The following is a 23,167-nucleotide window of genomic DNA, read 5'->3' as shown; positions in this document are numbered from 1 at the left end:
TTTTCCTATCTGTAAATATACATAAACATGAATAACGGAAATATAAGAGGTAGGGTTTATAGTAAGATTTTTAGTACACGACAAAAAACACAAATGTTTCATTTACAAACTATTGTTAATCTACCACAGATGCACAGATGATTTTTTTGATTAAAATGGATTAAAACTCCACCGATTTGATTGAATGCTTTGCATTCAATATCCGTGAAATTAATATCTGAACAAGATTTATTTTTGAAATTTATATCTGTGCATCTGTGGCTAATAATTAAATCTTTATCTTTCTGGTATTTATAAATTTTGTCGTGTACTAGATAGTAAGACTACTAAAGAAAAAAGACTGCTTTATTGACAGTCTCTATTTAACAAACTCTATAAATCTAATGAACGAGATGTAACGTTCGGAAACATTTATTACACATTAAGCTTGAGATAAATCCGGAAGTGTTTTTTTCTTTTATGCACAAAAGAAAAATATATCTTTCTGTTATTTCGTTATAATTCTTGGAATCTGTTTAAATTTGACTTGTAAGAAATTTTATGGGTTGCTTTAAACGGTGCTACATATTTGAATTTTCGGAAGAGTTGGTCAATGCTAAAGCAAATTTGTTTCTGGGTGCTTTTTTTTATGTTTTCTGTGGGGTATTCACAGGAAATCAACTCTTTATATAGTTCAAAAACCATTGTTACCGACTCTGTTTCCTATGTTTTTAAGCTGGAAGAAAATGCTTTAAATTCATCTTTTTTTGAAGTAACAAACACTGACGGTGTGATTTTGGACTCAAATCTTTATCACATTGATTTTCAACAGGCTCAGATAGAATTCATTCAACCCCAACAAGACAGTCTGGTTGTTAATTACCTGAAATACCCGGAAACACTAACCAAAACTCATCAGATCTACAGCAGTAATCTGATTGTTCCGAACGAAGAAGGAAAACACCTTTTCCAGATTCCGGTTCAGAAAGAAAGTAACTGGATTCCGTTTGATGGGCTCAATACCAACGGAAGCATTTCCCGGTCTATAACCGTCGGGAACAATCAAAACCTGGTTACACAATCTAACCTCGATTTGCAGATAATCGGTAAATTATCCGAAAAAGTAAGCCTCAAAGCCTCGATACAAGACAGCAACAATCCTTTGCAATACGGCGGATATTCACAGCGAATTGATGAATTTGACCAGATTTTCATTGAGCTTTACGGTAACAAATGGCGGGTCAAAGCCGGGGATTTATTCATCGAAAACAGGCTTTCCAGATTTCTTAATTTCAACAAAAAAGTACAAGGATTATATGCCCAGACTTCTTTCGGGGAAAACGACCAAACTCAGGTTGAACTGGGTGCTGCCATTGCCAGAGGGCAATATGCCAAAAGTGAATTTATCGGGCAGGAAGGCAATCAAGGACCTTATAAATTGCGTGGGCAAAACAATGAACTGTACATTCTCATTATCGCTGGTTCCGAGCGTGTTTTCGTTAACGGGCGATTACTGTCACAAGGAGAAAACAATGATTACGTGATTGATTATAACTCCGGGGAAATCCGGTTCAATCCGACTTTCCCGATTACGGCAGATATGCGTATCGCTATCGAATACCAGTACACCGATCGGAATTTTACCCGGTTTATGACCTATGGCGGTATCCGGCACCAGCAAGGAAAATGGGATTTTGGCGGATATGTATATCTGGAATCAGACATGAAAAATCAACCGTTGCAGCAAAATCTGAATGAGGAACAAGTTGAAATTCTCAAACAAGCGGGGAATGACCCGGCAAAAATGGTAGCTCCGTCTGCTTATCAGGACAACTATTCGGATAATAAGATTTTATACAAAAAAATCACTACTGAATTGTATGAATATTTCGAGTATTCCAATAATCCACAAGACACACTTTATCAGGTAGCGTTCAGTTTTGTCGGAATGAATCAAGGAAATTATCGTTTGGCAAGCAATGCCGCTATCGGAAAGATTTATGAATTTACTATCCCACAAAACGGCATTCCACAAGGTGATTACGAACCTGTTATTCAACTGGTTGCTCCGGTAAAAACATTGATCACAACCGTTCAGGCAGCCTACACCAACGAAGAAAAAACCAAAATCGAAGCCGAGGTTGCTTTGAGCAATCATGACCAAAATCTGTTTTCTTCGATTGATGACCAGAACAATAAAGGTTGGGCAGGAAATGTCAAAGCACGTCAAAGACTTCTTGATACCAATTGGAAAATAGATGCTTTTGCCGATATACAATTTGTACATCAAAATTTTAAAACAATTGAACGGTTGTATAATATTGAATTCAACAGAGATTGGAATATCGGACTGATACAAGGCAATCAAAGTATGATTTCGGCAGGAATCAATGCGTTGAAATCACCACAACAAACGCTGACCTATCGTTTTGACCGACTCGAATTCAGCCAGTCCTATCTGGGACAAAAACATATTTTGGAAGGAAAATTTCAGCATAAACAATGGTCATTCGCTACTCAAAACAGTTTACTAAAAGCTGATTCGGAAACAGAATTTACTGATATTTTACGAAGTAGCGGGCAAATTGATTACCGCAACAAAAAATACTGGGCAGGAAATCATTGGGAAGGCGAAAATTACGAAGTCAAAGACCGCATTACCAAGGCATTTAATATACAAAGTCAGCGTTATTTTCAAAATACTGTTTTTGCCGGAATCGGCGATACTGCCGGAAGATATATCGAAACCGGCTATGTTTACCGGGTAAACGACAGCTTGCAGGATAATCGTTTGAAAAAATTTACTACGGCAAACAGTTTTTATGTGAAAACACAGGCTTTCAAAACCGAGAAATCGCAGTTGCAGGTATATGCCAATTACCGAATGCTGGAATATAAAAACGATAGTCTGCCAAATGAGAATACGCTGAATTCAAAAATTACTTACAACGACCGTTTTTTCAACAATCTCGTGCAATGGCAAACCATTTACGAAAATACTTCGGGAGCTTTGCCGCAGCAAGAATTTACCTATATCGAAGTAGAGCCGGGCATGGGAACGCACATGTGGAATGATTACAACGGAAACGGCATACAGGAGCTGGAAGAATTTGAACCTGCACCTTACCCGGATTTGGCGATTTACATACGCCTGATGCTGCCCAACCAGCTTTTTATCCGGACGCACCAAAACCGGCTAACTCAGCTTGTTTCATTGAATTTTCAACAATGGCAAAACAAGGAAGGCTGGCAGAAAACATTGAGTCATTTCCATAATCAAACCACTTGGATACTGGATAAAAACAGAGAAAAAGGTGGTAAAAAAATTCCGTTACTTCCGTGGACGAGTTCAGATGAAGACGTTTTGGCAGAAAACAGCCATTTCCGGAATACATTGAGCTTTAACCGTGGAAAAAGAAGGTTTGAAAGTAGCTATTCCTACATTGTTAATAACACCAAAAATTTGCTGAATTTCGGACGTATCGAAAATCATATCCTTACACATCAGCTGGATTTTAATCACTTAGTCAAAAAAATATGGAATTACAATCTAGCTATACAGTTTGATGACGTCACGTCCAATTCAGAAAACTATGATGCAAAAAATTACCACTTGAAAAATATTAAACTGGCACCGAAAATCTCTTATCTGTTTTCGACTTCTGCCCGTTGGGATTTCTTTTACGAATACCGGAAAAAAGAAAATCAACTCCAGGGTTTTGAAACGTTGGAACAGCATCGGTTGGGGACTTCATTTTCGTTCAACGGCAAGAAGAATTTTATCATCAACGGCGAATTTTCTTTTTACCAGAACACTTTTGAAGGCAATGCTTTTTCGCCGGTAGCTTATCAGATGCTGGAAGGTTTGCAACCAGGAAGAAACCTAACATGGCGGTTGTTATTCCAGCGAAACCTGACCAAATATCTCGACATGAACATCAGCTATGACGGTCGTAGTGGCGAATCGGCTCAAACTATTCACACCGGGAGTATCCAGCTAAGGGCATTTTTCTAAGAGCCTGTTTAAATTTGTATTGTAAAAATGTTTATAAGTTATTTTTGAGGTAGAACAAGGCAAATTTTCAAAGGATAGCAGAGCTATCGTTTTAAAATTTAACGCAGTTATAGCCAAAAAGAAACATAAACAAATTATTAGATAAATTTTAAACAGGCTCTAACAGTTTCAATTCAAAGTTTAACAAACAAGCTGTTTTAATTTTACTATATTTGTCAAAAACAAAACCTAATATCTCATGAAGAAAATATTTTTTTCACTCGCCGCTTTAGGGTTAGTTTCTGTCGCATGTTCAGACACGAAGAAAGAAACTCCTGCTGAGGGCAATCAGACAGAGCAACCGGCAACGGAAACAAGTAATACTCCAGACAATACAAAAACAACTGCCGAAGTAAAAAATAACCCTCCGCACGGACAACCAGGTCACAGATGTGATATTCCTGTTGGTGCTCCTTTGGACAGTGCTCCGGCACAAAACAACAGCAGTATGCCTGCACAATCGACAAATAACAGCAATAGCACCGGGCAAGGCTTTTTGAACAGCAACAACAACGCAGCTCCTGCTCAACCAGCCGCACAACAACAAGCTCAGACTACAGCTCCGGGCATGAAAGGAAAACCAAATCCGGCTCACGGACAACCCGGTCACAGATGTGATATTAAAGTCGGCGAACCTTTGCCATAAACAACACTTTGACAAAATAACACTACAAAGACACAGCGTTCACAGAGTTTTCTTTGTGACCTTTGTGTCTTTGTGGTTCAAATTCCCGGAAACTCTTTTCATTTCACAATTCATTGAAGTGAAAAAACAATTATAAATATTTCCCTGAATAAAAAAAAAGCGTAAATTTGCACGCTGTTTAGTTCAACCTCTGGCGAAAGACGTGTATGTTGCTCTGACGTAATTATTTAATACTAATAAAATGTCATTAGATTTAGTAAAATTTGTACAGGACGAATTCGTAACTAAGAAAGATTTCCCTGAATTCAAAGCAGGAGATACGATTACTGTGTATTACGAAATTAAAGAGGGTGAAAAAACCAGAACTCAGTTCTTTAAAGGTGTAGTAATCCAAAAAAGAGGAAGTGGATTGACCGAAACTTTCACTATCCGTAAAATGTCTGGAAACGTAGGTGTTGAGCGTATTTTTCCAGTGAACTTACCTGCTTTACAAAAAGTAGAGGTTAACCAAAGAGGTAAAGTGCGTAGAGCTCGTATCTTCTACTTCAGAGGTCTTACTGGTAAAAAAGCAAAAATCAAAGAGGCTCGTCGTAAATAATCAACGAGAAACCAAAATAAAAACCAGCCGATGTGCTGGTTTTTTTGTGATTTTTAATATAAGGGTATCATCTTACAATCCTCCTTTATAATTTAGGAAAACTTCGGTGGCTCCTAATCCATACTTATGGTAATCAGCATCTTGGAATGCGAGGTCGCTGTATCTGCCAAACAGAAATTCCAGTTCGGCTTTCAGCACACCGTCGCCCATTCCATGAATAAACACTATATGCCGGATATTGTTTCTCTGGGCAAACTCCAGCTGGGCACGGGCAGTATCCACTTGCAGATTCAGCTTATCGAAATCACTCAAACTCCCGGGTTTTGCTATCAATTTTTCGATATGTAAATCTACTTTAAAAATAAATTCTTCTTTTGTACGCTTGTTAGGTTGATTATATTTTTTGCTGCTATCCACTTTTTCGGATTTTGCCAAACCCACCGCCGAGCGTGTACTCGCTTCGCGAATTACATTTTTGTCTCCCGACAAAATCAATGCCCGAGCAGGATAGTTCAGCCAGAAGCCTTCGTTTGTTTCAATGACATACTCTTCATTATCAACCGCCACAACTCTTCCTTTCAAATCATCGTCGAGTACCTCAACGTAATCGCCAATATCAAACTTCTTCATCGTTTTCTTCTTTATCTGATTGATTTTGTTTTTCTTGTTCGCTTGGTGTCCGCTGTGAAAGGCTGTACATAGCAAAGAAGAATGCCGCTATTCCTGCAATTTGCACATACAAATTAGGTTCGGGTCGGGTTTGTTCTACCACAGCCCAAATCATCAATGCAAAGGCTGCCAGCCATAAAAAAGTTTTCATAAATTATCTTTTTCCAAAAATAATCATAAATTTGTAAGTATCAATTTCAAATCAAAAAAAAGCTGATGGAAGAATATATGTTGCCTTGCATGAACAAAAAACTGTTCGGAATGGAATGCCCCGGCTGTGGCACGCAACGTTCTGTGGCTTTGCTGTCGCAAGGAGAGTTCTGGGAAGCTTTTAAAATGTACCCGGCTATCTATACAACTATCCCGCTTTTTCTATTTATTCTCTTGCATTTCATCGACAAGTCGAGAAATTATACCAAGCTAATTATTATTTTTGCGATTGTTAATGCATTGGTTATGATTTTTTCTTATTTTTACAAACAATATTTAACATTTTTTTAGATTATGGAAAATTACCAAACTCAACAAGATTTGAACAACCCGACAGGCGACGGGAATTTTATGCAATCGAATTTACCGAACGCAACAGCAGTTTTAGTTTTAGGGATTGTCTCTATTATCGGTTGTTGTTGTTACGGTATTGTCGGTTTAATTTGCGGTATTATCGGTTTAGTACTAGCAAAAAAAGACATGAAACTGTATCAATCTAACCCAAATGCTTATAGCAATTATTCTAATCTGAATACTGGTAGAATATTGTGTATCATTGGAGTAATCCTAAGTGCTCTTTATCTTGCATGGACTGTATTCTCTTTAGCATATTATGGATTAGACGGTCTTCAGGAAATGCAACAACAATGGCTTGAGCAAATTCAACAAAACCAATAATTTTTAAAAAATTAAACAAAAAAAGAGCTTTCGGAAAAGCTCTTTTTTGTTGTATAATATCTTCATCTTGTCTTTTATTTTTTCATCTATATTCAAACCTACAAGATTAAGCAAAAACGAGTAGAAGCTTTGCCGGCTAATCTTTCTTCTTGACTCTTTTCTCTTTCTTCTCGCTTCTAACTCACACCCGCCCTTTTAGCGAATCAAATACCCAGGCAATTGCCAGAAATCCTACGCCTACTGCCCCGAAACCCCAACCGGAAATTTCACTGTAACGGAACACACCCAAACAAATAAGCAATAATCCCATAACTACCATAATCAAAGTTGCGTAGCTTAAAACCTGGTTTTTATTTAATGCCATAATCTACTATTTTAATTAAACAATTCTGCCAGCAGTTCGTTCATTACGTCCAGATGCGACATATTTGCTGCTCCGACTCCTTTACTTTTCATATCGAATGAACGTATCAGATGCAGATTCCGACTCACTTTTTTCATTGGATAATGTTGTGAACCCGACTGATAATCCCGCATAGCATATTCACTTACGCCAATTTCACGGGCAAGTATTTTCGGATTTTGTGCCGGATTACTATACATCAATCCCTGATACTTCAGCAATCGGTTAAAGTAATTATTAAGTAACCCAAAAGTAAGTTGTAACGGATTATTCTTGGAATTCTGAGCAAAATAATAACCGATTTTGTACGCCGAAGTTTCATCTTTATTGGCGACAGCCTTAATCAGCTCGAAATTGTTAAACTCTTTACTGATTCCAATATTCGTTTCAATATGGTCGGCAGTAATATGTGTACCGGCAGGCAGAATAATTTGCAGTTTTTTCACTTCGTTAGCTATCCGATGCAAATCATTACCTATAAATTCTGAGAGCATTGCCGCGGCTTTGGGTTCAATACTGTAATTTTGTTCTTTTACAAAAGTATTAATCCATCCTTCCAGATGATAATCTCTGATTTTTGTACTTTCAAACAAAAATGCTTGTTTCTGCAAAGTTTTATACAGCTTTTTTCTTTTGTCCAGCGTTTTGTACTTATAACAAAACACCAGAATAGTCGTTGGTTGCACATTACTGAAATAACTTTCTAAGCTTTCAATTTCTCTTGATAAATCCTGTGCTTCTTTGACAATCATAACCTGATAATCCGACATTAACGGGAAACGCCGTGCATTGGCAATCAAATCATTTACCGACGTATCTTTTCCGTAAACAACCAACTGGTCAAAACCCTTTTGGTCTTCATTCAGCACTTCGTTTGCAATACAATCTGCAATTTGGTCGATATAATAAGGTTCTTCGCCCATCAGAAAATATACGGAATGGTATTGCTTTTTACGGATTTGGTCAAGTATTTTTTTTGCCTCTTGCATATTTTCAAACTATTCTTGTTGATAATCGGTTCGATATTGGGTATTTTTGCTTTATGCAAAGATTGAATTTCCCGGAATATTCGTTCCGTTTCAAAATTAATGAAAATAAACGGTTGATATTTGATATCATTCGCAAAAAGTTTGTCGTGCTTACGCCGGAAGAATGGGTCAGACAACATACGGTTCATTATCTGATTCAGGAAAAAGGCTATCTGCAATCACATATCAGCGTTGAAAAATCACTAATTATCAACGGATTAACAAAGCGATACGATATTATTGTGCATCGACCCGACGGTGGATTTTCCCTGCTGGTTGAATGCAAAGAGCCGTCAGTGGAAATCAATCAGACGGTTTTTGATCAGATTGCGAGATACAATATGGTACTGAATTCTGATTTTTTAATGGTCACTAACGGAATTAATCATTATTATTGCAAAATAGATTCACAAGAACAACGTTATCTTTTTTTGAGAGATATTCCTAAGCAACCCTAACAATGAAAAAAATATACCTATTAGCACTAAGCGGATTACTGTTTTTCGGAACCGCCTGCCGGAAAGAGAAAAACGATAGCAAAATCGAGAAAATAACGGTTAAGCACAATGTAGATGCCCAAATATACCGCACAGAACTGGCAAAGAAAAAAGCGGATTTGAGACAAAAATTACGCTCAGCCAATCGAGAGCAAGCAGACAAACTTCTGATTGAATACAGAAAAATATTTGATAATTTATTAGATTCTCTTAATTATGCCGAAGCAAATACTTTAACAAACAGAGCTTTATGGAATGATTTTGACAATCGTCCGGATAGTATTCAACAGAAAATCGAACAATACGATAAATTGGAATTATATTTCCATCCAATTGATTCCACTTCCTTACAACTGAGATTTAAACCTTCGTTTTATTACAAAACTTTTCAACGAAAAGTGAGCGAAGACGTGAAGGTTTTTCTGCTATTGCAGTCTTCTACGCAATTCGACAATTACGAACAAATGGATTTACCGAAAAGTTTGGCTTTATTGCGGGCTGATTTGCTGAAATGGGAAGGTTTTCTCAGCGATTATCCGGAAAGTGCTTACTATTCCGATGCCAAAAAAAATTATGTCCAATTAATCAAAATATATTGGTATGGTACAGAAAATCGTCCGCATATTTCTTTTTCGACAAAAAAAATGATTCCGGAATTTGAGCAGGAAATGATTACATTAGTTAAGCAAAATCCGAACACAATCACGGCTAAGCTAAGCAAAAAATACGCTGATTTCTTTTTGGATAAAGGCGATTCCTATACTCCGGAAGTGTTGGAAAAAGAAGTAAAATCATATAATCAGAATGGACTCGACAAATCATTCCGATAAAATGAAAGAGATTGCGGTTGTCATACTAAACTGGAACGGAAAAGATTTGTTGAACACCTTTTTACCGGATTTACTTCAACATTCCGGGCGGGCAAAAATTTACGTGATTGACAATGCCTCAACAGATGATTCTGTGGCTTTTTTGCAAACTCATTTTCCGCAAGTTACCATTATTCAAAATAAAAAAAATACCGGATACGCAGGCGGGTACAACATTGGTTTGCAACAAGTTAACGAACCGATTTACTGCTTGATTAATTCCGATGTGCTGGTAAGCGACGGTTGGCTGAATCCTGTATTAGATTTATTCGACAAACAACCTGAAATTGGCATTATCCAACCCAAAATACTAGATTACAAACAGAAAGATTACTTTGAATATGCCGGAGCCGGCGGTGGCTTTATCGACGCTTTTGGTTTTCCGTACTGCCGCGGACGGATTTTTGATGTTATCGAAAAAGATGAAGGGCAATATGATGACACTTTGCCTGTTTTCTGGGCATCGGGAGCCTGTTTGTTTGTGAGAAAAAACATTTTTGAGCAGCTCGGTGGTTTTGACGAAGCATTTTTCGCTCATCAGGAAGAAATTGATTTTTGCTGGCGAGCTTATCTGCAAAATATTCAGGTGTATTATTGCGGTTCTTCAACCGTTTATCACGTTGGCGGAGCGACTTTATCCAACAGCAGTCCGAAAAAAACTTTTCTGAATTTCAGAAATTCCTTGCTGATGCTTTATAAAAACAGACCGCAAAAAGGTAAGTTTCTGACTATTTTTATTCGCCTTTGCTTAGACGGAATTGCCGGAATCCGGTTTTTGTTACTCGGACAACCTAAACATTGCTGGGCAGTTGTACGGTCGCATTTTGCCTTTTACGGATTAATCGGGCAAAGCAAAGTCAGTCGTAATGATAGGAAATATTACACAGTTCGAAGTATTGTATGGGAATATTTTATTCGCCGAAAACGGAATTATCATCAAATCAAATGGCCATGAAACAAGCGGAATTAAAAGAATTTCTTGATGCCAAAGCAGAATTACACAATCGACCCGATTTTATTGAGAGCGACCCGATTCAGATTCCGCATCGGTTTACAACTAAAGAAGATATTGAAATCAGTGGTTTTCTGGCGGCAACTATTGCGTGGGGAAACCGCAAAATGATTATCAACAGTGCTAATAAAATGATGAACGCCCTGGGAAACAACCCGTATGATTTTGTGATGAGTGCCACCGATGAGCAAATAAACCGTATCGATAACATTGTTCACAGAACCTTTAATTCGGAAGATTTCCGGTATTTTATCCAATCGTTGCGGAATATTTATACACGCCACGGAGGTTTGGAAAAAGTATTTTCCAGCAACAGCCATATTAATTTACAGCACAGAATTTCTGATTTCAAAAAGATATTTTTTGAGATTGACCATCCGAGCCGGACGACCAAACACATCTCAGACCCATTAAAAGGTTCTTCTTCCAAAAGGTTGAATATGTACCTGAGATGGCTGTGCCGCAATGACGACAAAGGCGTGGATTTTGGTATCTGGAAATCCATTTCGCCGGCTGAATTATCCTGCCCGTTGGACGTACATTCCGGCAATGTTGCCCGAAAACTGGGATTGCTTACTCGAAAGCAAAACGATGCCAAAGCTTTGCAGGAATTAGACGCCAATTTAAGAGAGTTAGACCCCATCGACCCGGTAAAATATGATTTTGCTTTGTTTGGCTTGGGTGTTTTTGAGAAATTTTAGCCTTCCGATTCCACGAACAATCTATATTCCGTATGAATATTCAGCATAAAAGTTGTTACTTTGTAATGCCTTTTGAATACATTTAAATATGGAAAACAGTCCTCGATTAAGAGATTGGTATGAAAAACTTACACAGCAAAAACCATTAGTTATTGCCGGACCTTGTAGTGCCGAAACCGAACAACAGTTGATGGATATTGCCACAAGCCTGAGAAAAAATGATAAAGTTCATATTTTCAGAGCGGGAATATGGAAACCGCGAACCCGCCCCGGAGGTTTTGAAGGTGTAGGGGAAATCGGACTGAAATGGTTGCAGAAAGTCAAGCAGGAAACCGGTATGCTGGTGGCTACTGAAGTAGCTAACAAACAGCACGTTTTGCTGGCTCAGGAATATGGAATCGATGTTTTTTGGATTGGGGCAAGAACTACCGTAAACCCGTTTGCTGTGCAGGAAATCGCTGAAGCACTTCATGGTACAGACAAAATAGTTTTACTGAAAAATCCGGTTAATCCCGATTTATCTTTGTGGCTGGGCGGATTAGAAAGGCTTTACAATGCCGGAATAAAAAATCTGGGCGTTATCCACAGAGGTTTTTCTACCTATCAGAAAACCAAATACCGCAATTTGCCCGAATGGCAAATTCCGATTGAATTACAAGCCCGATTTCCGGATTTACCTTTGATATGCGACCCATCGCACATTACCGGACAACGGGAAATGGTGGCTGATGTTGCTCAACAGGCACTCAACCTCAACTACGACGGACTGATGATTGAAACGCACAATTGTCCAGACGAAGCATGGAGCGATGCTAAGCAACAAATCACACCGGAAACACTCAACGATATATTGAACCAGCTTCAGTTACGCAAACCGGAAGCACAATCGGAAGAATACCATATTGAGCTGAATAATCTGCGAATCCAAATTGATGAATTGGATATGAAAATTTTAGATATTTTGGGCGAACGTATGCAAATAGCCGAACAAATCGGCAAGCTGAAATCAAAACATAATGTAGCTATTTTACAATCAGACAGATGGCAGGATGTGTTACAAAAATATATCCGAGAAGGTTCACGAAAAGGATTGACAAGCAATTTTATGACCACACTTTTCAGAGCAATTCATCAGGAAAGCATTGAGCATCAAGAGAAAAAAGTATGAACAAAGGCATTGTTTACAAATCTACAGGAAGCTGGTACACAGTGAAAACTGAAGATAATCAGTTTTATCAGTGTCGGATTAAGGGAAAATTCCGCATCAAAGGCATCAAAAGCACCAACCCGGTGGCTGTGGGCGATTGTGTTGAATTTGATATAGAAGAAACAGGTGACGAAACCGTCGGAAGGATAACAAATATCTTAGTCAGAAAGAATTACCTGATTCGGAAATCTGTGAATTTATCTAAGCAAACGCATATTATTGCTTCAAACATTGACGTGCTTTTCGTGCTGGTTACTATCAATAATCCGGTTACAACTACTACTTTCATCGACCGGATTTTAGTTACGGCAGAAGCCTATGACATTCCGGCCGTATTGATTTTCAACAAAATAGATTCACTTTCGGAAGATACACAAGACGAACAGTTGTTTTTGCAACACGTATACCAATCCGTCGGGTATCCTTGTTTGAAAGTATCTGCCACGGAACAAATTGGTTTGGAAGAACTCAAAACCATGATGAAAGATAAAACAGCGATGTTTACCGGACATTCCGGTGTGGGGAAATCAACTTTAATCAATGCTTTGCAACCGGGATTGGACATCAAAACCAAAGAAATATCCGAAGGACATCAGCAAGGTCAGCACACGACAACGTTTGCAGAAATGTATGATTTGGATTTCGGAGCAAAAATCATCGACACGCCCGGTATTCGCGGATTCGGAATTGTAGATATGGAAAAAGAGGAAATCGGCGATTATTTTCCGGAGTTTTTTTCGTTAAAAGAACAATGCCGGTTCAATAATTGCATTCACAAGGAAGAACCTGGTTGTGCCGTGAAAGAAGCCTTAGACAATGATGAGGTTTTCTGGTCGAGATACCACAGTTATCTGCAAATTCTCGAAGGCGACGACGATAATTACCGAACCGACATTTATGCCAATGAACGAAAATAGCCGGATATGAGAGTAGTAATTCAAAGAGTAACATCGGCATCGGTAACCATTGACGGAATGAAAAAATCTGAAATTTCACAAGGGCTGCTGATACTATTGGGAATAGAAAACGACGATACTGAGGAAGACATCAGCTGGTTGTGTAAAAAAATTGTAAGCCTGCGGATTTTCAACGATGAAAATAACGTGATGAATTGCTCGGTCAAAGACGTGAATGGCGATATGTTAGTCGTCAGCCAGTTTACTTTGCATGCATCGACCAAAAAAGGTAACCGTCCATCGTATATCCGGGCGGCAAAACCTAGAACGGCTATTCCGATTTATGAAAAATTTGTTCAGTTATTAGAAACAGAATCAGGAAAAAGCATTCAAACCGGCGAATTTGGTGCGGATATGAAAGTGGCTTTGCTCAACGATGGTCCTGTTACAATTTTGATAGATACGAAAAATAAGGAATAATGCTCAAAAAACTTACAATATACATCATTGTTTATGTGATAATCACGCTTTTGCTCAGTTATGACGAAATTTTGTGTGCGTGGAGCGGCGACAACACATGCGTGGTTAATTTAATCGCAAAATTTGTTATCTTTATGCTTATGATGTTTTTACTTGATAAATTTATTTTATATAAAAAGAAAAACCATGAAAGATAAAATTTCCCATTTCATCGCAGCTTTTATCGTATTAGGCATATCTATGATGGCGATTACCTATATGTTTTATGGAAAAATTGACTGGATTATGACTATCTCTTTTGCCATAGTTATGGGAATTGCCGATGTATTTGTATTTAAAAAAATGAGAGAACGAAAAAAATAATTATGGATATAAAAAATGCACAGTTAGCTGTTGATAACTGGATAAAAGAACACGGTGTCCGTTACTTTAACGAACTCACCAATATGGCTCAACTTACCGAAGAAGTAGGCGAAGTAGCAAGAATTATCGCTCGCAGATATGGCGAACAATCCGAAAAAGAAAGCGACAAAAACAAAGACCTTGGGGAAGAACTGGCAGACGTGGTTTTTGTGGTTTTGTGTCTCGCCAACCAAACGGGAGTGGATTTACAGCAAGCCTTTGATAAAAAAATGGACTTAAAAACCCAACGCGACCACGACCGTCATCATAATAATGAGAAATTGAAGTAAGTTGATTAGCTAAAAGGCAATAGCCAAAAGCCTAAATTATTCTGATAATTATCCAGAACTTTCAACTTTCTAACCTGCAACTTTTCAACTAATATTGAGATAGAAGTAAGTTGATTAGTCAAAAGGCAATAGCCAATAGCCTAAAATATTCTGATAATTATCCAGAACTTTCAACTTTCTAACCTGCAACTTTTCAACTAATATGGACATAACCCTCGATTCAAAAAACTTTATTACCAATCAACATTTAACGATTTCAGGTTCTAAATCTGAAACTAATCGTTTGTTGGTGCTTCAGGCGTTGTATCCCGATTTGCAGATAGAAAATGTTTCGGATTCTGATGATTCTGAAGTGATGAAAAAAGCGTTGTCTTCAAAAAAAGCAAAGGAAATTGACGTGCATCACGCCGGTACAGCCATGCGTTTTCTGACTTCATATTTTGCCATTCAACCCGATGCTGATATTGTTCTCACGGGTTCTTCGCGTATGAAAGAACGCCCGATTCAGATTCTGGTTGATGCTCTCAAACAATTAGACGCCGATATCACTTATCTGGAAAAAGAAGGTTTTCCACCGATTCGTATCAAAGGAAAAACGATTCATAAAAATATTGTGGAAATAGAGACAAATGTTAGCAGCCAGTATATTTCGTCACTGATGCTCATCGCTTCGTCATTACCCAACGGACTGAAAATCAACCTAAAAGGAAATACAACTTCTGCCCCGTATATTCGAATGACTTTGCAGATGCTGAACACTTTGGGAGTCGATGCTGATTTTAACGAAAACCGAATAAAAATACTTCCTGCACATCAACTGAAAAACAACCTTTTTACTGTTGAGTCTGACTGGAGTTCAGCTTCATATTTTTACAGTATCATCGCTTTAGCACCAATCGGTTCACGAATTTCTTTGAGCTGTTTCAAACCCGACAGTTTGCAGGGCGATGCTATTTTGGCGGAAATTTATAAGGATTTTGGTGTTCGGACTACTTTTCAAAATACTGAAATCATTTTAGAAAAAACTGTCAACTGTCAACTATCAACTATCAATTATCAACTAAACAACACGCCCGACATCGCACAAACATTGATTGTTACTTGTTTGGGATTGGGAATAACCTGTACGTTAACAGGATTACACACCTTAAAAATCAAGGAAACCGACCGTTTGCAAGCATTGAAAAATGAATTGGAAAAGTTCGGAGCGAAGGTGGCAATTACCGATGATTCGATTGAGCTGAAAAACAAGGTTGTTTTTACAGATTCTGTTATTGAAATAGAAACCTATCAAGACCACCGTATGGCAATGGCATTCGCTCCATTAGCTTTCAGGCAAAAGCTGCGGATTAAAAATGCCGAGGTCGTTTCCAAATCCTATCCCTGTTTTTGGAAAGACCTGAAAGTGATTGGTTTACATTATGGAGAGAAGTTTAAAATTTTGTAAGTCTTAACCGTAACATTTGTCATTCCGTAGGAATCTAAAAAAGATGCTTACAGCACGAATTATTTAGTTAAAACAAATATACCCAAAAATACTAAAATGAAAAATAAACCTCAATCTACTTGACAACGCCTATCTCCAAGTCGTATATTTGCAAACTTATTGACCGAATGAAGTTTAACTAATCATATTTATCAATGAAATTATCACATTTCAAGTTTGATTTACCGGAGGAATTATTGGCGGAATTTCCGTCAGAAAACCGGGACGAAGCCCGACTAATGGTGGTGCATCGCGATACCGGGGAAATCGAACACAGATTGTTCAAAGACGTTATCGAATACTTTGACGAAGGCGACGTTATGATTTTGAACAACACCAAAGTTTTCCCTGCACGCTTATACGGAAATAAAGAAAAAACCGGTGCACGCATCGAGGTTTTCCTGTTGAGAGAATTGAATGAAGAACAGCGTTTGTGGGACGTTTTAGTTGACCCTGCCCGAAAAATCAGAATAGGAAACAAATTATATTTTGGCGAAGACGAATCTTTGGTTGCCGAGGTTATCGACAACACGACTTCACGCGGACGCACATTGCGTTTCCTGTATGATGGAACTTATGACGAGTTCAGAAAGAAACTTAAAGAGTTGGGCGAAACACCAATTCCGAAATATATCAGAAGAGCTGTTGTTCCTGAAGATGAAGAACGCTACCAAACCATTTACGCTACTGAAGAAGGAGCCGTTGCAGCACCAACTGCCGGGTTACATTTTTCCAAACACTTATTGAAAAGACTGGAAATAAAAGGACTAAATTTCGCTAACGTTACCTTACACATCGGTCTGGGAACATTCAATCCGGTGGAAGTGGAAGATTTGTCTAAGCACAAAATGGACTCTGAAGAGTTAATTATCACACAAGAAGCCTGCGACATCGTTAACAAAGCCAAAGCTGACGGCAAAAAAGTTTGTTGCGTGGGTACAACTTCGATGCGTGCGGTAGAAAGTTCAGTTTCCACTAATAGAACCCTTAATCCGTTTGAGGGTTGGACAAACAAATTTATCTTCCCGCCATACGATTTCAGTATTGCCGATTCTATGATTACAAATTTCCACATGCCGAAATCAACTTTGCTTATGATGATTTCTGCTTTCTGCGGACACGATTTAATGAAAAAAGCCTATGCTGAAGCCGTCAAAGAAAAATATAAATTTTACTCCTACGGAGATGCCATGTTGATCTTGTAATTCTCGTGGCTTAAAAACAAAAACCTCCCGAATTTTCTATAATTCGGGAGGTTTTTTATGGTGCTATTCTAAACGAAGAATCTCTAGTATTCCTCCTTTAATAACCTGTATTGAGTTTGTCAAGGTGTCGGAATGACGTTTAAACTGATAGCTAATCTTATCTCAACAAAGCACTAAAAGTATCTCCTTGTTTGATGTCTCTGGTTTGATAGCCTTTCATGAACCATTCCACTCTTTGCTTAGAAGTTCCGTGTGTGAAACTATCGGGATTAACTTCGCCCTGAACACGTTTTTGAATTGAATCATCGCCAACTGCCGATGCCGCACTAATAGCTACTTCAATATCGCCCGGCTCGAGCCATTTTTCATTATATGACGCCCAAACACCTGCGTAGAAATCGGCTTGTAATTCCTGTGCTACCGAAAGTTTATTGGCATTAACCTGACTGGTTTGCTGTTGAGCTTTCCGTACTTGCTCATTGGTACCCAATAAATTTTGTACATGATGCCCTATTTCGTGGGCAATCACATAAGCAATAGCAAATTCGCCTTCTTTGGCACCAAAACGGGTATGTAATTCGTCAAAAAAACGTAAATCCATATACACTTTTTGGTCTGCAGGGCAATAAAAAGGTCCGACTGCTGATGACGCATTTCCACAAGCTGTATTCACGCCGTCATCAAACAAAACCATTCCCGGCTCCTGATATTTCATTCCATTTTGAGCAAAAATTTCTTCCCAGGTTTCGTTATTAATATCAAAAACAAACTCAGAAAAATTTCCCAACGTCTTTTCCTCTTCAGATAATTCTCTGGTTTGTGTTCCTGATGTGGTTTGTTCAGCAGGCTGTACTTGTTGCAATACCGTACCAATCATCTGCCCCGTTTCTCCGCCAAACATAGTCAGCAAAAGAGCAATAATTCCGATTACACCTCCGCCCAACAACGTTTTTTGTCCGCCCGACATTCCGCGTCGGTCTTCAAATTTGTCACTTTTTCTTTTTTCCCATTTCATAGTTATAATTTTTTCTAAAATTATAAAATTTATTTAATATTTACCAAATTCCACAAAATATCTTCCGGGGTCGGTGCTACAAATGTCATTTTTTCTTTTTTAACGGGGTGGATAAGTGTTAATTTTCTCGCATGCAGATGAATACCGCCGTCCGGGTTACTTCGGTCAAAACCGTATTTCAAATCGCCTTTGATTGGACAACCGATAGCGGAAAGCTGTACCCGAATCTGATGATGTCTGCCGGTGTGCAAATCCACTTCCAATAAATGATAACGCTCCATGGACTGCTTCACTTCGTATGACAAACTCGCTTTTTTGCTTTCCGGAATTTCTTTGTCGTAGGCTTTTGAAATATTTTTTTTAGGAAATCTTTTCAGGTAATGAACTAAAGTATCTTTCGGTTTTTCAGGCAGATTTTTCACAATCGCCCAATATGTTTTTTCGGTTTGTCGTTCTTTGAAAGCCTGAGCAAGTCTGCTCAATGCTTTTGAGGTTTTGGCAAATACAACAATTCCACTGGTAGGTCTGTCCAGACGATGAACAACGCCCAGAAAAACCTCTCCGGGTTTGTTGTATTTTTCTTTGATATATTCTTTGACTACTTCACTCAGCGGTTGGTCGCCCGTTTGGTCGCCCTGCACAATATCCCCTACTCTTTTGTTGATTACAATAATATGATTATCTTCATAAACAATTTGCAAATTCTCTTTGGTCGAGTAGATTTTCATAAAGACAATTAGCTGTTTTTCAGGTTAATTAATTCCTGGTCGGTCAAAAAACGCCATTGCCCGCGACTGATTCCCCATTTGGTTAATCCGGCAAACATCACTCTGTCGAGTTTTACTACGTTATAACCCAGCACTTCAAACAATCGTCTGACAATCTTAATGTTAGATGTCTTTACTTCGATACCGATTTCGGTTTTCGGTTTGTTTTCAACATATTCGACAGATTCCACAAAAACTTTGTTATCGTCTATTTTAACGCCGTTTCTGATTTTTTCCAAATCTTCCTTTTTACAGTTTTTGTCTAACGAAACCTGGTAAATTTTTGACGAACGCTGAGCGGAATTGGTAAACTTCTGAATCAAATCCTGGTCGTTGGTAAAAAGTAACAATCCCAAAGTGGTTTTGTCCATAAAACCGATAGGAAACAACTCCGACGTCGAAGCACTTCGGATTAACTGACGAACATTATCCTGTGCAGATGACGTGGAAAAACCTTTTGGTTTGTTGAGCAAAACATATACTTTTTTCTCAGGTAAAATAGTCGCTCCGTCAAACTGCACCACATCTTTCGGCTGTACGCGATAACCCATTTCGGTAATCACTTTGCCGTTTACGGAAACATTTCCCGTGCGAATATACAAATCAGCATCACGGCGAGAACACATACCTGAATTGGCAATATATTTGTTCAACCGCATGCCTTTATCATCGTTTCCCGGCTGCGGTTTGTTATTTTTTTTCGGATTCGGTTTGCGTGAACCACCTTTGTTAAAGTTTCGTTTTCCTGCTCTGTCGTTACTCATGTCGTACTTTTTTGCAAAGATACGTTATTATTAGCTATGTATGAATGCTATTTTTTTACTACTTTTACATTAGCTATTTATAAAATGTTATGAAAAGAGTTTTCAATTTAATCCTTTTTCAAGGGATATTAAGTCTTATTTCAGGAATACTTTTTTCCCAGATGTCTTTTATCGGGCGATTGGGAATCAGCGTGTCTTACAAAGAATACACTTTACTAAAAACATGGTGGAAAGCGGCATTGGTTGTTTTCGGCATACAGCTTTTTCTGATTATTGTTCTGGGATTAAACAGAAAACTCAACAAATACAAAAATTTTGTAATTATTGATTTGGTTTTTATCATCATCGGGTTGCTTGGTTTGGGCTACACTTATTGGGATTTTACAGAAACCAGCCACAAATACATGAATGCTAATTTTCACTGGGGTGGTTATCTGGTGTGGATTGGTTGGTTTGTAACTTGTGTTTACTTTTTATTTTTCGGGTTTAAATCCAAAGAGAAAATTACTCCACAAACGATTGATGAAATACCAACTGCCGATACCACCACATCGGAAAATTATTTCGATGATACTGATTCAAAAAACATTCTCTAATCAGGCAATTGCTGGATTAATTCTTTGCCGTGAATAACCACTTTCGGATCAATCAAAGCAATGGAAAGCACACCCAGCACAATAATCAGTTTCAGGAAATTATGAATATTCCGATAAGACTTTGCACTGCTTGCCTGCCAAACCCAACCTGCCAAAACAAGCCCCGAAGCACAGGAAAGATAAAAGTAGTAAGACATATAACCCAGGTGATAATCTTTTACCAGAATATAGGCAGGAATCCAGCTCAGCACAATCAATGAAGTAAGAATAATTTTGGAAGTACTCATACCATATTTAACTGCAATCGTCTGATAATTATTTGCCAAATCACCTGCCAGGTTTTCGAGGTCTTTAATCAGCTCACGGATAAACAACAGCAGAAACAAATACGCTCCGTGCAGGAAAATCGCAGGGCTGTAATTCTGAAAATGTATCAAAATTCCAAAAAAAGGAATCATCACTAATATTGTTGCAATGACATTTCCTATTATCGGATACTTTTTGAGTTTGTGAGAATAAAACCACAGGGCAAAAATATATATCGAAAAAAAAACGGCAGCTCGCCAAGACACAATCCATGCCAATGCTACACTGAGAAAATTCAAGAAAAAATAAATCCGGAACTGGGTAGTCCGACTGACCAGTCGATCTAAAATCGACTTGTTCGGACGGTTGATTAAATCTTTTTCTGAATCGTAAAAATTGTTAATGATGTATCCCGATGCAATTGCCAGAGAAGTACTGATTACCAATAAGAAAAGTCGCCAGTCGAGCACTACGTCCAAAGCACGTTTGTCGTCGGCAAAGATAAAGATTGACGCCAGATATTGTGCCACCACGACCACTGCAATGTTGTAGCCACGCACCACCGAAAAAATACTGAATGTTTTGAGTAACAAAAGTTGGTTTTTGCGTGATAACATAAATCAGGTCAGGAAAATCTTTATATTCTATAAACGACTTCTAATTTGTAATCTTTTAATGCCTTTTGGGCTTTTTCAAAATCGGGAGCAAAACCGAGAATGTATCCACCGCCACCTGAACCGCAAAGTTTCAGATAATAATCGTTGGTTTCTATTCCTTTTTGCCAAACTTGATGGAATCTTTCAGGAATCATCGGTTTGAAATGGTTAAAAACCAGTTTGGATAACTGCTTGGTGTCAGAAAATAATTTTTTGAAATTACCCGACAAAAAGCTGTCGATACAAGCATTGGTATATTGATTAAACTCAGACTTCATCATATTTCTGAAACCTTCATTTTTCAGATTTTCCATAAACATGGTAACCATCGGTGCTGTTTCACCAATCATTTCCGAATCTATCAGAAAAACTGCCCCTTTGCCTTCCGACTGCTGAGAAGGAATACCGGTGGGTTCGATATTATCTTTGGAATTAATCAGAATCGGCAGACTCAAATAGCTGTTTAACGGGTCTAAACCTGAACTCGTTCCGTGAAAAAAGGATTCCATTTGACTGAAAATCTTTTTAAGCTCCAGCAATTTCTCTCTGGTCAGATTTTCCAGAACGGTTATTTTACTCAAGGCATATTGGTCATAAATCGCCGCAACCAATGCTCCGCTGCTGCCTACTCCGTAACCTTGCGGAATACTTGAATCAAAATACATTCCTTCTGCAATATCTTCATTGATCTTGTCGATGTCAAACGTAACCAAATCGGGGTACTGATCTTGCATTTGCTGTAAATAAACCGAGAATTTTTTCAGACTTTCATTGGATTTCTTTACATCGTCCGATAGCAATTCGCTTTTCTTTAACGCTCCTTTGTAGAAGTTATACGGAATAGATAATCCTCTGGAGTCTCTGATGATTCCGTACTCACCGAATAACAGTATTTTAGAGTAGAACAATGGTCCTTTCATCTTTGATAAGAGTTTGATAGACAAATATAAGCATTTTTTTTAATGTCGGAATAACTTTCGTTATTTATTATCTTCTTTAGGCTTTCTGACAATAATTACTCTTTTGGGTTGGTCGGCAGGTGCACCTGCTTGTTGTTTGTCAAACATCAGTTCGGCGACTTTTCTTTTGTCTTCTTTTTCCTTTTTCAAATCGAACATCGTCCCGAAAATTCTGTCCCAGAAAGTGTTGCTCACGCCAAAACCTAAATCTTCATCTTTGTAATGATGCAAATGATGATTTCGCCACAAAGGTTTCATAAACGGAAACGGCGGCGGAATAGCATGAATCAGGTAGTGCATGGAAGCATACAGCAAATAGCCTATCATAAAACCAGGAAAAAAGGCAAAGGCATATTTGTTCATAATCAGATACATTATACCAAAAATCAAACTTGCCAAAATCAAACTCGGTACAGGCGGCATAAACAACCGCTGTCTGTCTCTCGGGTAATGATGATGATTGCCGTGCATGATATAAGCAACCCGCTGTAATCTCGGGCTATCACTAATCATGTGAAAAACATATCGGTGGGCCAAATATTCAAAAAATGTCCAGAAAAGAATTGCTCCGAAAAACAACAGCAAAATAGTTGATACGGAAAGCTCTGCCTTGTCATATGCACAATAAATCAGGTAAGACAAAACAGGTATATACATACCCCAGATAATGGCGGGGTGACCTTTAGTCAACATTTCCAGATATGGGTTTTTAAATAATCTTGCCTGACCGGTATTTTCTATTTTATCAACTTTCATAATCTGTCTTTTACTGTTTAGAATAAAGAGCCTGTTTA

At 38.2% G+C, this 23,167-nt stretch carries 27 protein-coding genes and 1 pseudogene; 18 read left to right on the top strand and 10 right to left on the bottom strand.

Going from position 1 to position 23,167, the window contains the following annotated elements; translation table 11 throughout:
• Positions 1–592: 592 nt before the first annotated feature.
• From CDL10_RS09630 to rplS, 3 genes and pseudogenes are all read left to right on the top strand, one after another.
• Positions 593–3,994 carry a hypothetical protein gene (locus CDL10_RS09630; protein ID WP_100678331.1) on the top strand — a complete coding sequence of 1,134 codons (3,402 nt, stop codon included), beginning with the start codon at positions 593–595 and terminating at the stop codon, positions 3,992–3,994.
• Between the two features lie 379 nt (positions 3,995–4,373).
• Positions 4,374–4,679 (top strand): annotated as a pseudogene (locus tag CDL10_RS09625) (hypothetical protein); the annotation flags it as partial.
• A gap of 241 nt (positions 4,680–4,920) precedes the next feature.
• Positions 4,921–5,277: a 50S ribosomal protein L19 gene (rplS, locus tag CDL10_RS09620; RefSeq protein WP_100678329.1), complete on the top strand. Its 357-nt coding sequence runs from the start codon at positions 4,921–4,923 to the stop codon at positions 5,275–5,277.
• Positions 5,278–5,349: 72 nt separating this feature from the next.
• Here rplS and CDL10_RS09615 read toward each other — a convergent pair whose 3' ends face one another.
• A complete protein-coding gene (locus CDL10_RS09615; RefSeq protein WP_100678328.1) occupies positions 5,350–5,907 on the bottom strand; it encodes a Smr/MutS family protein in 558 nt (185 codons plus the stop codon).
• The gene (locus CDL10_RS09610; RefSeq protein WP_100678327.1) at positions 5,894–6,097 is read right to left on the bottom strand and encodes a hypothetical protein; all 204 of its coding nucleotides are present in this window, start codon (positions 6,095–6,097) and stop codon (positions 5,894–5,896) included. The genes CDL10_RS09615 and CDL10_RS09610 overlap by 14 nt, the downstream gene beginning before the upstream one ends.
• A 65-nt stretch (positions 6,098–6,162) precedes the next feature.
• Between CDL10_RS09610 and CDL10_RS09605 the strand changes: the two genes are divergently transcribed.
• Positions 6,163–6,447, top strand: a complete 285-nt coding sequence (locus CDL10_RS09605) for a DUF2752 domain-containing protein (RefSeq protein WP_100678326.1) — start codon at positions 6,163–6,165, stop codon at positions 6,445–6,447.
• A gap of 3 nt (positions 6,448–6,450) precedes the next feature.
• Complete coding sequence (locus CDL10_RS09600) at positions 6,451–6,834, top strand: CCC motif membrane protein (RefSeq protein WP_243389327.1); 384 nt, start codon at positions 6,451–6,453, stop codon at positions 6,832–6,834.
• Positions 6,835–7,015: 181 nt separating this feature from the next.
• On the opposite strand, the gene CDL10_RS09595 is transcribed toward CDL10_RS09600, so the two are convergent.
• Complete coding sequence (locus CDL10_RS09595; RefSeq protein WP_100678325.1) at positions 7,016–7,198, bottom strand: CAL67264 family membrane protein; 183 nt, start codon at positions 7,196–7,198, stop codon at positions 7,016–7,018.
• Between the two features lie 11 nt (positions 7,199–7,209).
• The gene (gene holA, locus CDL10_RS09590; RefSeq protein ID WP_100678324.1) at positions 7,210–8,226 is read right to left on the bottom strand and encodes a DNA polymerase III subunit delta; all 1,017 of its coding nucleotides are present in this window, start codon (positions 8,224–8,226) and stop codon (positions 7,210–7,212) included.
• A gap of 53 nt (positions 8,227–8,279) precedes the next feature.
• Here holA and CDL10_RS09585 point away from each other — a divergent pair, with 53 nt between their 5' ends.
• The 12 genes from CDL10_RS09585 (at position 8,280) to queA (ending at position 17,310) form a co-directional block, all read left to right on the top strand.
• The gene (locus CDL10_RS09585) at positions 8,280–8,723 is read left to right on the top strand and encodes a type I restriction enzyme HsdR N-terminal domain-containing protein (RefSeq protein ID WP_100678323.1); all 444 of its coding nucleotides are present in this window, start codon (positions 8,280–8,282) and stop codon (positions 8,721–8,723) included.
• A gap of 2 nt (positions 8,724–8,725) precedes the next feature.
• Positions 8,726–9,592 carry a hypothetical protein gene (locus tag CDL10_RS09580; protein ID WP_100678322.1) on the top strand — a complete coding sequence of 289 codons (867 nt, stop codon included), beginning with the start codon at positions 8,726–8,728 and terminating at the stop codon, positions 9,590–9,592.
• The gene (locus CDL10_RS09575; protein WP_243389326.1) at positions 9,567–10,586 is read left to right on the top strand and encodes a glycosyltransferase family 2 protein; all 1,020 of its coding nucleotides are present in this window, start codon (positions 9,567–9,569) and stop codon (positions 10,584–10,586) included. Before CDL10_RS09580 ends, CDL10_RS09575 begins: the two co-directional genes overlap by 26 nt.
• A complete protein-coding gene (locus tag CDL10_RS09570; protein ID WP_100678714.1) occupies positions 10,583–11,344 on the top strand; it encodes a TIGR02757 family protein in 762 nt (253 codons plus the stop codon). Before CDL10_RS09575 ends, CDL10_RS09570 begins: the two co-directional genes overlap by 4 nt.
• Positions 11,345–11,432: 88 nt before the next feature.
• The gene (locus tag CDL10_RS09565; protein WP_100678321.1) at positions 11,433–12,512 is read left to right on the top strand and encodes a chorismate mutase; all 1,080 of its coding nucleotides are present in this window, start codon (positions 11,433–11,435) and stop codon (positions 12,510–12,512) included.
• Complete coding sequence (gene rsgA, locus CDL10_RS09560) at positions 12,509–13,468, top strand: ribosome small subunit-dependent GTPase A (protein ID WP_100678320.1); 960 nt, start codon at positions 12,509–12,511, stop codon at positions 13,466–13,468. Before CDL10_RS09565 ends, rsgA begins: the two co-directional genes overlap by 4 nt.
• A gap of 6 nt (positions 13,469–13,474) precedes the next feature.
• Positions 13,475–13,927, top strand: a complete 453-nt coding sequence (gene dtd, locus CDL10_RS09555) for a D-aminoacyl-tRNA deacylase (RefSeq protein ID WP_100678319.1) — start codon at positions 13,475–13,477, stop codon at positions 13,925–13,927.
• Positions 13,927–14,124 carry a hypothetical protein gene (locus CDL10_RS09550; protein WP_100678318.1) on the top strand — a complete coding sequence of 66 codons (198 nt, stop codon included), beginning with the start codon at positions 13,927–13,929 and terminating at the stop codon, positions 14,122–14,124. Before dtd ends, CDL10_RS09550 begins: the two co-directional genes overlap by 1 nt.
• Positions 14,114–14,290 carry a hypothetical protein gene (locus tag CDL10_RS11425; RefSeq protein ID WP_165773004.1) on the top strand — a complete coding sequence of 59 codons (177 nt, stop codon included), beginning with the start codon at positions 14,114–14,116 and terminating at the stop codon, positions 14,288–14,290. Before CDL10_RS09550 ends, CDL10_RS11425 begins: the two co-directional genes overlap by 11 nt.
• A 2-nt stretch (positions 14,291–14,292) precedes the next feature.
• On the top strand, positions 14,293–14,619 hold the full coding sequence (locus tag CDL10_RS09545; protein WP_100678317.1) for a nucleotide pyrophosphohydrolase: 327 nt from the start codon (positions 14,293–14,295) through the stop codon (positions 14,617–14,619).
• A gap of 202 nt (positions 14,620–14,821) precedes the next feature.
• Positions 14,822–16,066 (top strand): 3-phosphoshikimate 1-carboxyvinyltransferase, encoded by a 1,245-nt coding sequence (locus CDL10_RS09540; RefSeq protein WP_100678316.1) that lies wholly within the window; start codon positions 14,822–14,824, stop codon positions 16,064–16,066.
• 194 nt (positions 16,067–16,260) lie between these two features.
• The gene (queA, locus tag CDL10_RS09535) at positions 16,261–17,310 is read left to right on the top strand and encodes a tRNA preQ1(34) S-adenosylmethionine ribosyltransferase-isomerase QueA (protein WP_100678315.1); all 1,050 of its coding nucleotides are present in this window, start codon (positions 16,261–16,263) and stop codon (positions 17,308–17,310) included.
• A 157-nt stretch (positions 17,311–17,467) separates the two neighbouring features.
• Here queA and ypfJ read toward each other — a convergent pair whose 3' ends face one another.
• The 3 genes from ypfJ to CDL10_RS09520 are packed head-to-tail and all read right to left on the bottom strand — an operon-like array spanning position 17,468 to position 19,856.
• Positions 17,468–18,325: a KPN_02809 family neutral zinc metallopeptidase gene (gene ypfJ / locus CDL10_RS09530; protein WP_100678314.1), complete on the bottom strand. Its 858-nt coding sequence runs from the start codon at positions 18,323–18,325 to the stop codon at positions 17,468–17,470.
• Positions 18,326–18,354: 29 nt separating this feature from the next.
• Positions 18,355–19,053, bottom strand: a complete 699-nt coding sequence (locus CDL10_RS09525; RefSeq protein WP_100678313.1) for an RluA family pseudouridine synthase — start codon at positions 19,051–19,053, stop codon at positions 18,355–18,357.
• An 8-nt stretch (positions 19,054–19,061) separates the two neighbouring features.
• On the bottom strand, positions 19,062–19,856 hold the full coding sequence (locus tag CDL10_RS09520; protein ID WP_100678312.1) for a pseudouridine synthase: 795 nt from the start codon (positions 19,854–19,856) through the stop codon (positions 19,062–19,064).
• Positions 19,857–19,945: 89 nt separating this feature from the next.
• On the opposite strand from CDL10_RS09520, the gene CDL10_RS09515 reads away from it, so the two are divergent.
• The gene (locus CDL10_RS09515) at positions 19,946–20,452 is read left to right on the top strand and encodes a hypothetical protein (protein ID WP_243389325.1); all 507 of its coding nucleotides are present in this window, start codon (positions 19,946–19,948) and stop codon (positions 20,450–20,452) included.
• Here CDL10_RS09515 and CDL10_RS09510 read toward each other — a convergent pair.
• The 3 genes from CDL10_RS09510 to CDL10_RS09500 are packed head-to-tail and all read right to left on the bottom strand — an operon-like array spanning position 20,449 to position 23,129.
• Entirely contained in the window at positions 20,449–21,375 is a 927-nt protein-coding gene (locus CDL10_RS09510; RefSeq protein WP_100678311.1) for a geranylgeranylglycerol-phosphate geranylgeranyltransferase, read from the bottom strand. The two genes, CDL10_RS09515 and CDL10_RS09510, sit on opposite strands and share 4 nt — an antisense overlap.
• A gap of 20 nt (positions 21,376–21,395) precedes the next feature.
• Complete coding sequence (locus CDL10_RS09505) at positions 21,396–22,334, bottom strand: mevalonate kinase family protein (protein WP_100678310.1); 939 nt, start codon at positions 22,332–22,334, stop codon at positions 21,396–21,398.
• A gap of 60 nt (positions 22,335–22,394) precedes the next feature.
• Positions 22,395–23,129: a sterol desaturase family protein gene (locus CDL10_RS09500; protein WP_100678309.1), complete on the bottom strand. Its 735-nt coding sequence runs from the start codon at positions 23,127–23,129 to the stop codon at positions 22,395–22,397.
• Positions 23,130–23,167 lie beyond the last annotated feature (38 nt).

This window comes from Avrilella dinanensis, from assembly GCF_002807015.1.
Classification (GTDB): domain Bacteria; phylum Bacteroidota; class Bacteroidia; order Flavobacteriales; family Flavobacteriaceae; genus Flavobacterium; species Flavobacterium dinanensis.
The sequence above is the reverse complement of the archived record's forward strand: the minus strand, read 5'-3'. Positions and strand labels throughout refer to the sequence as shown.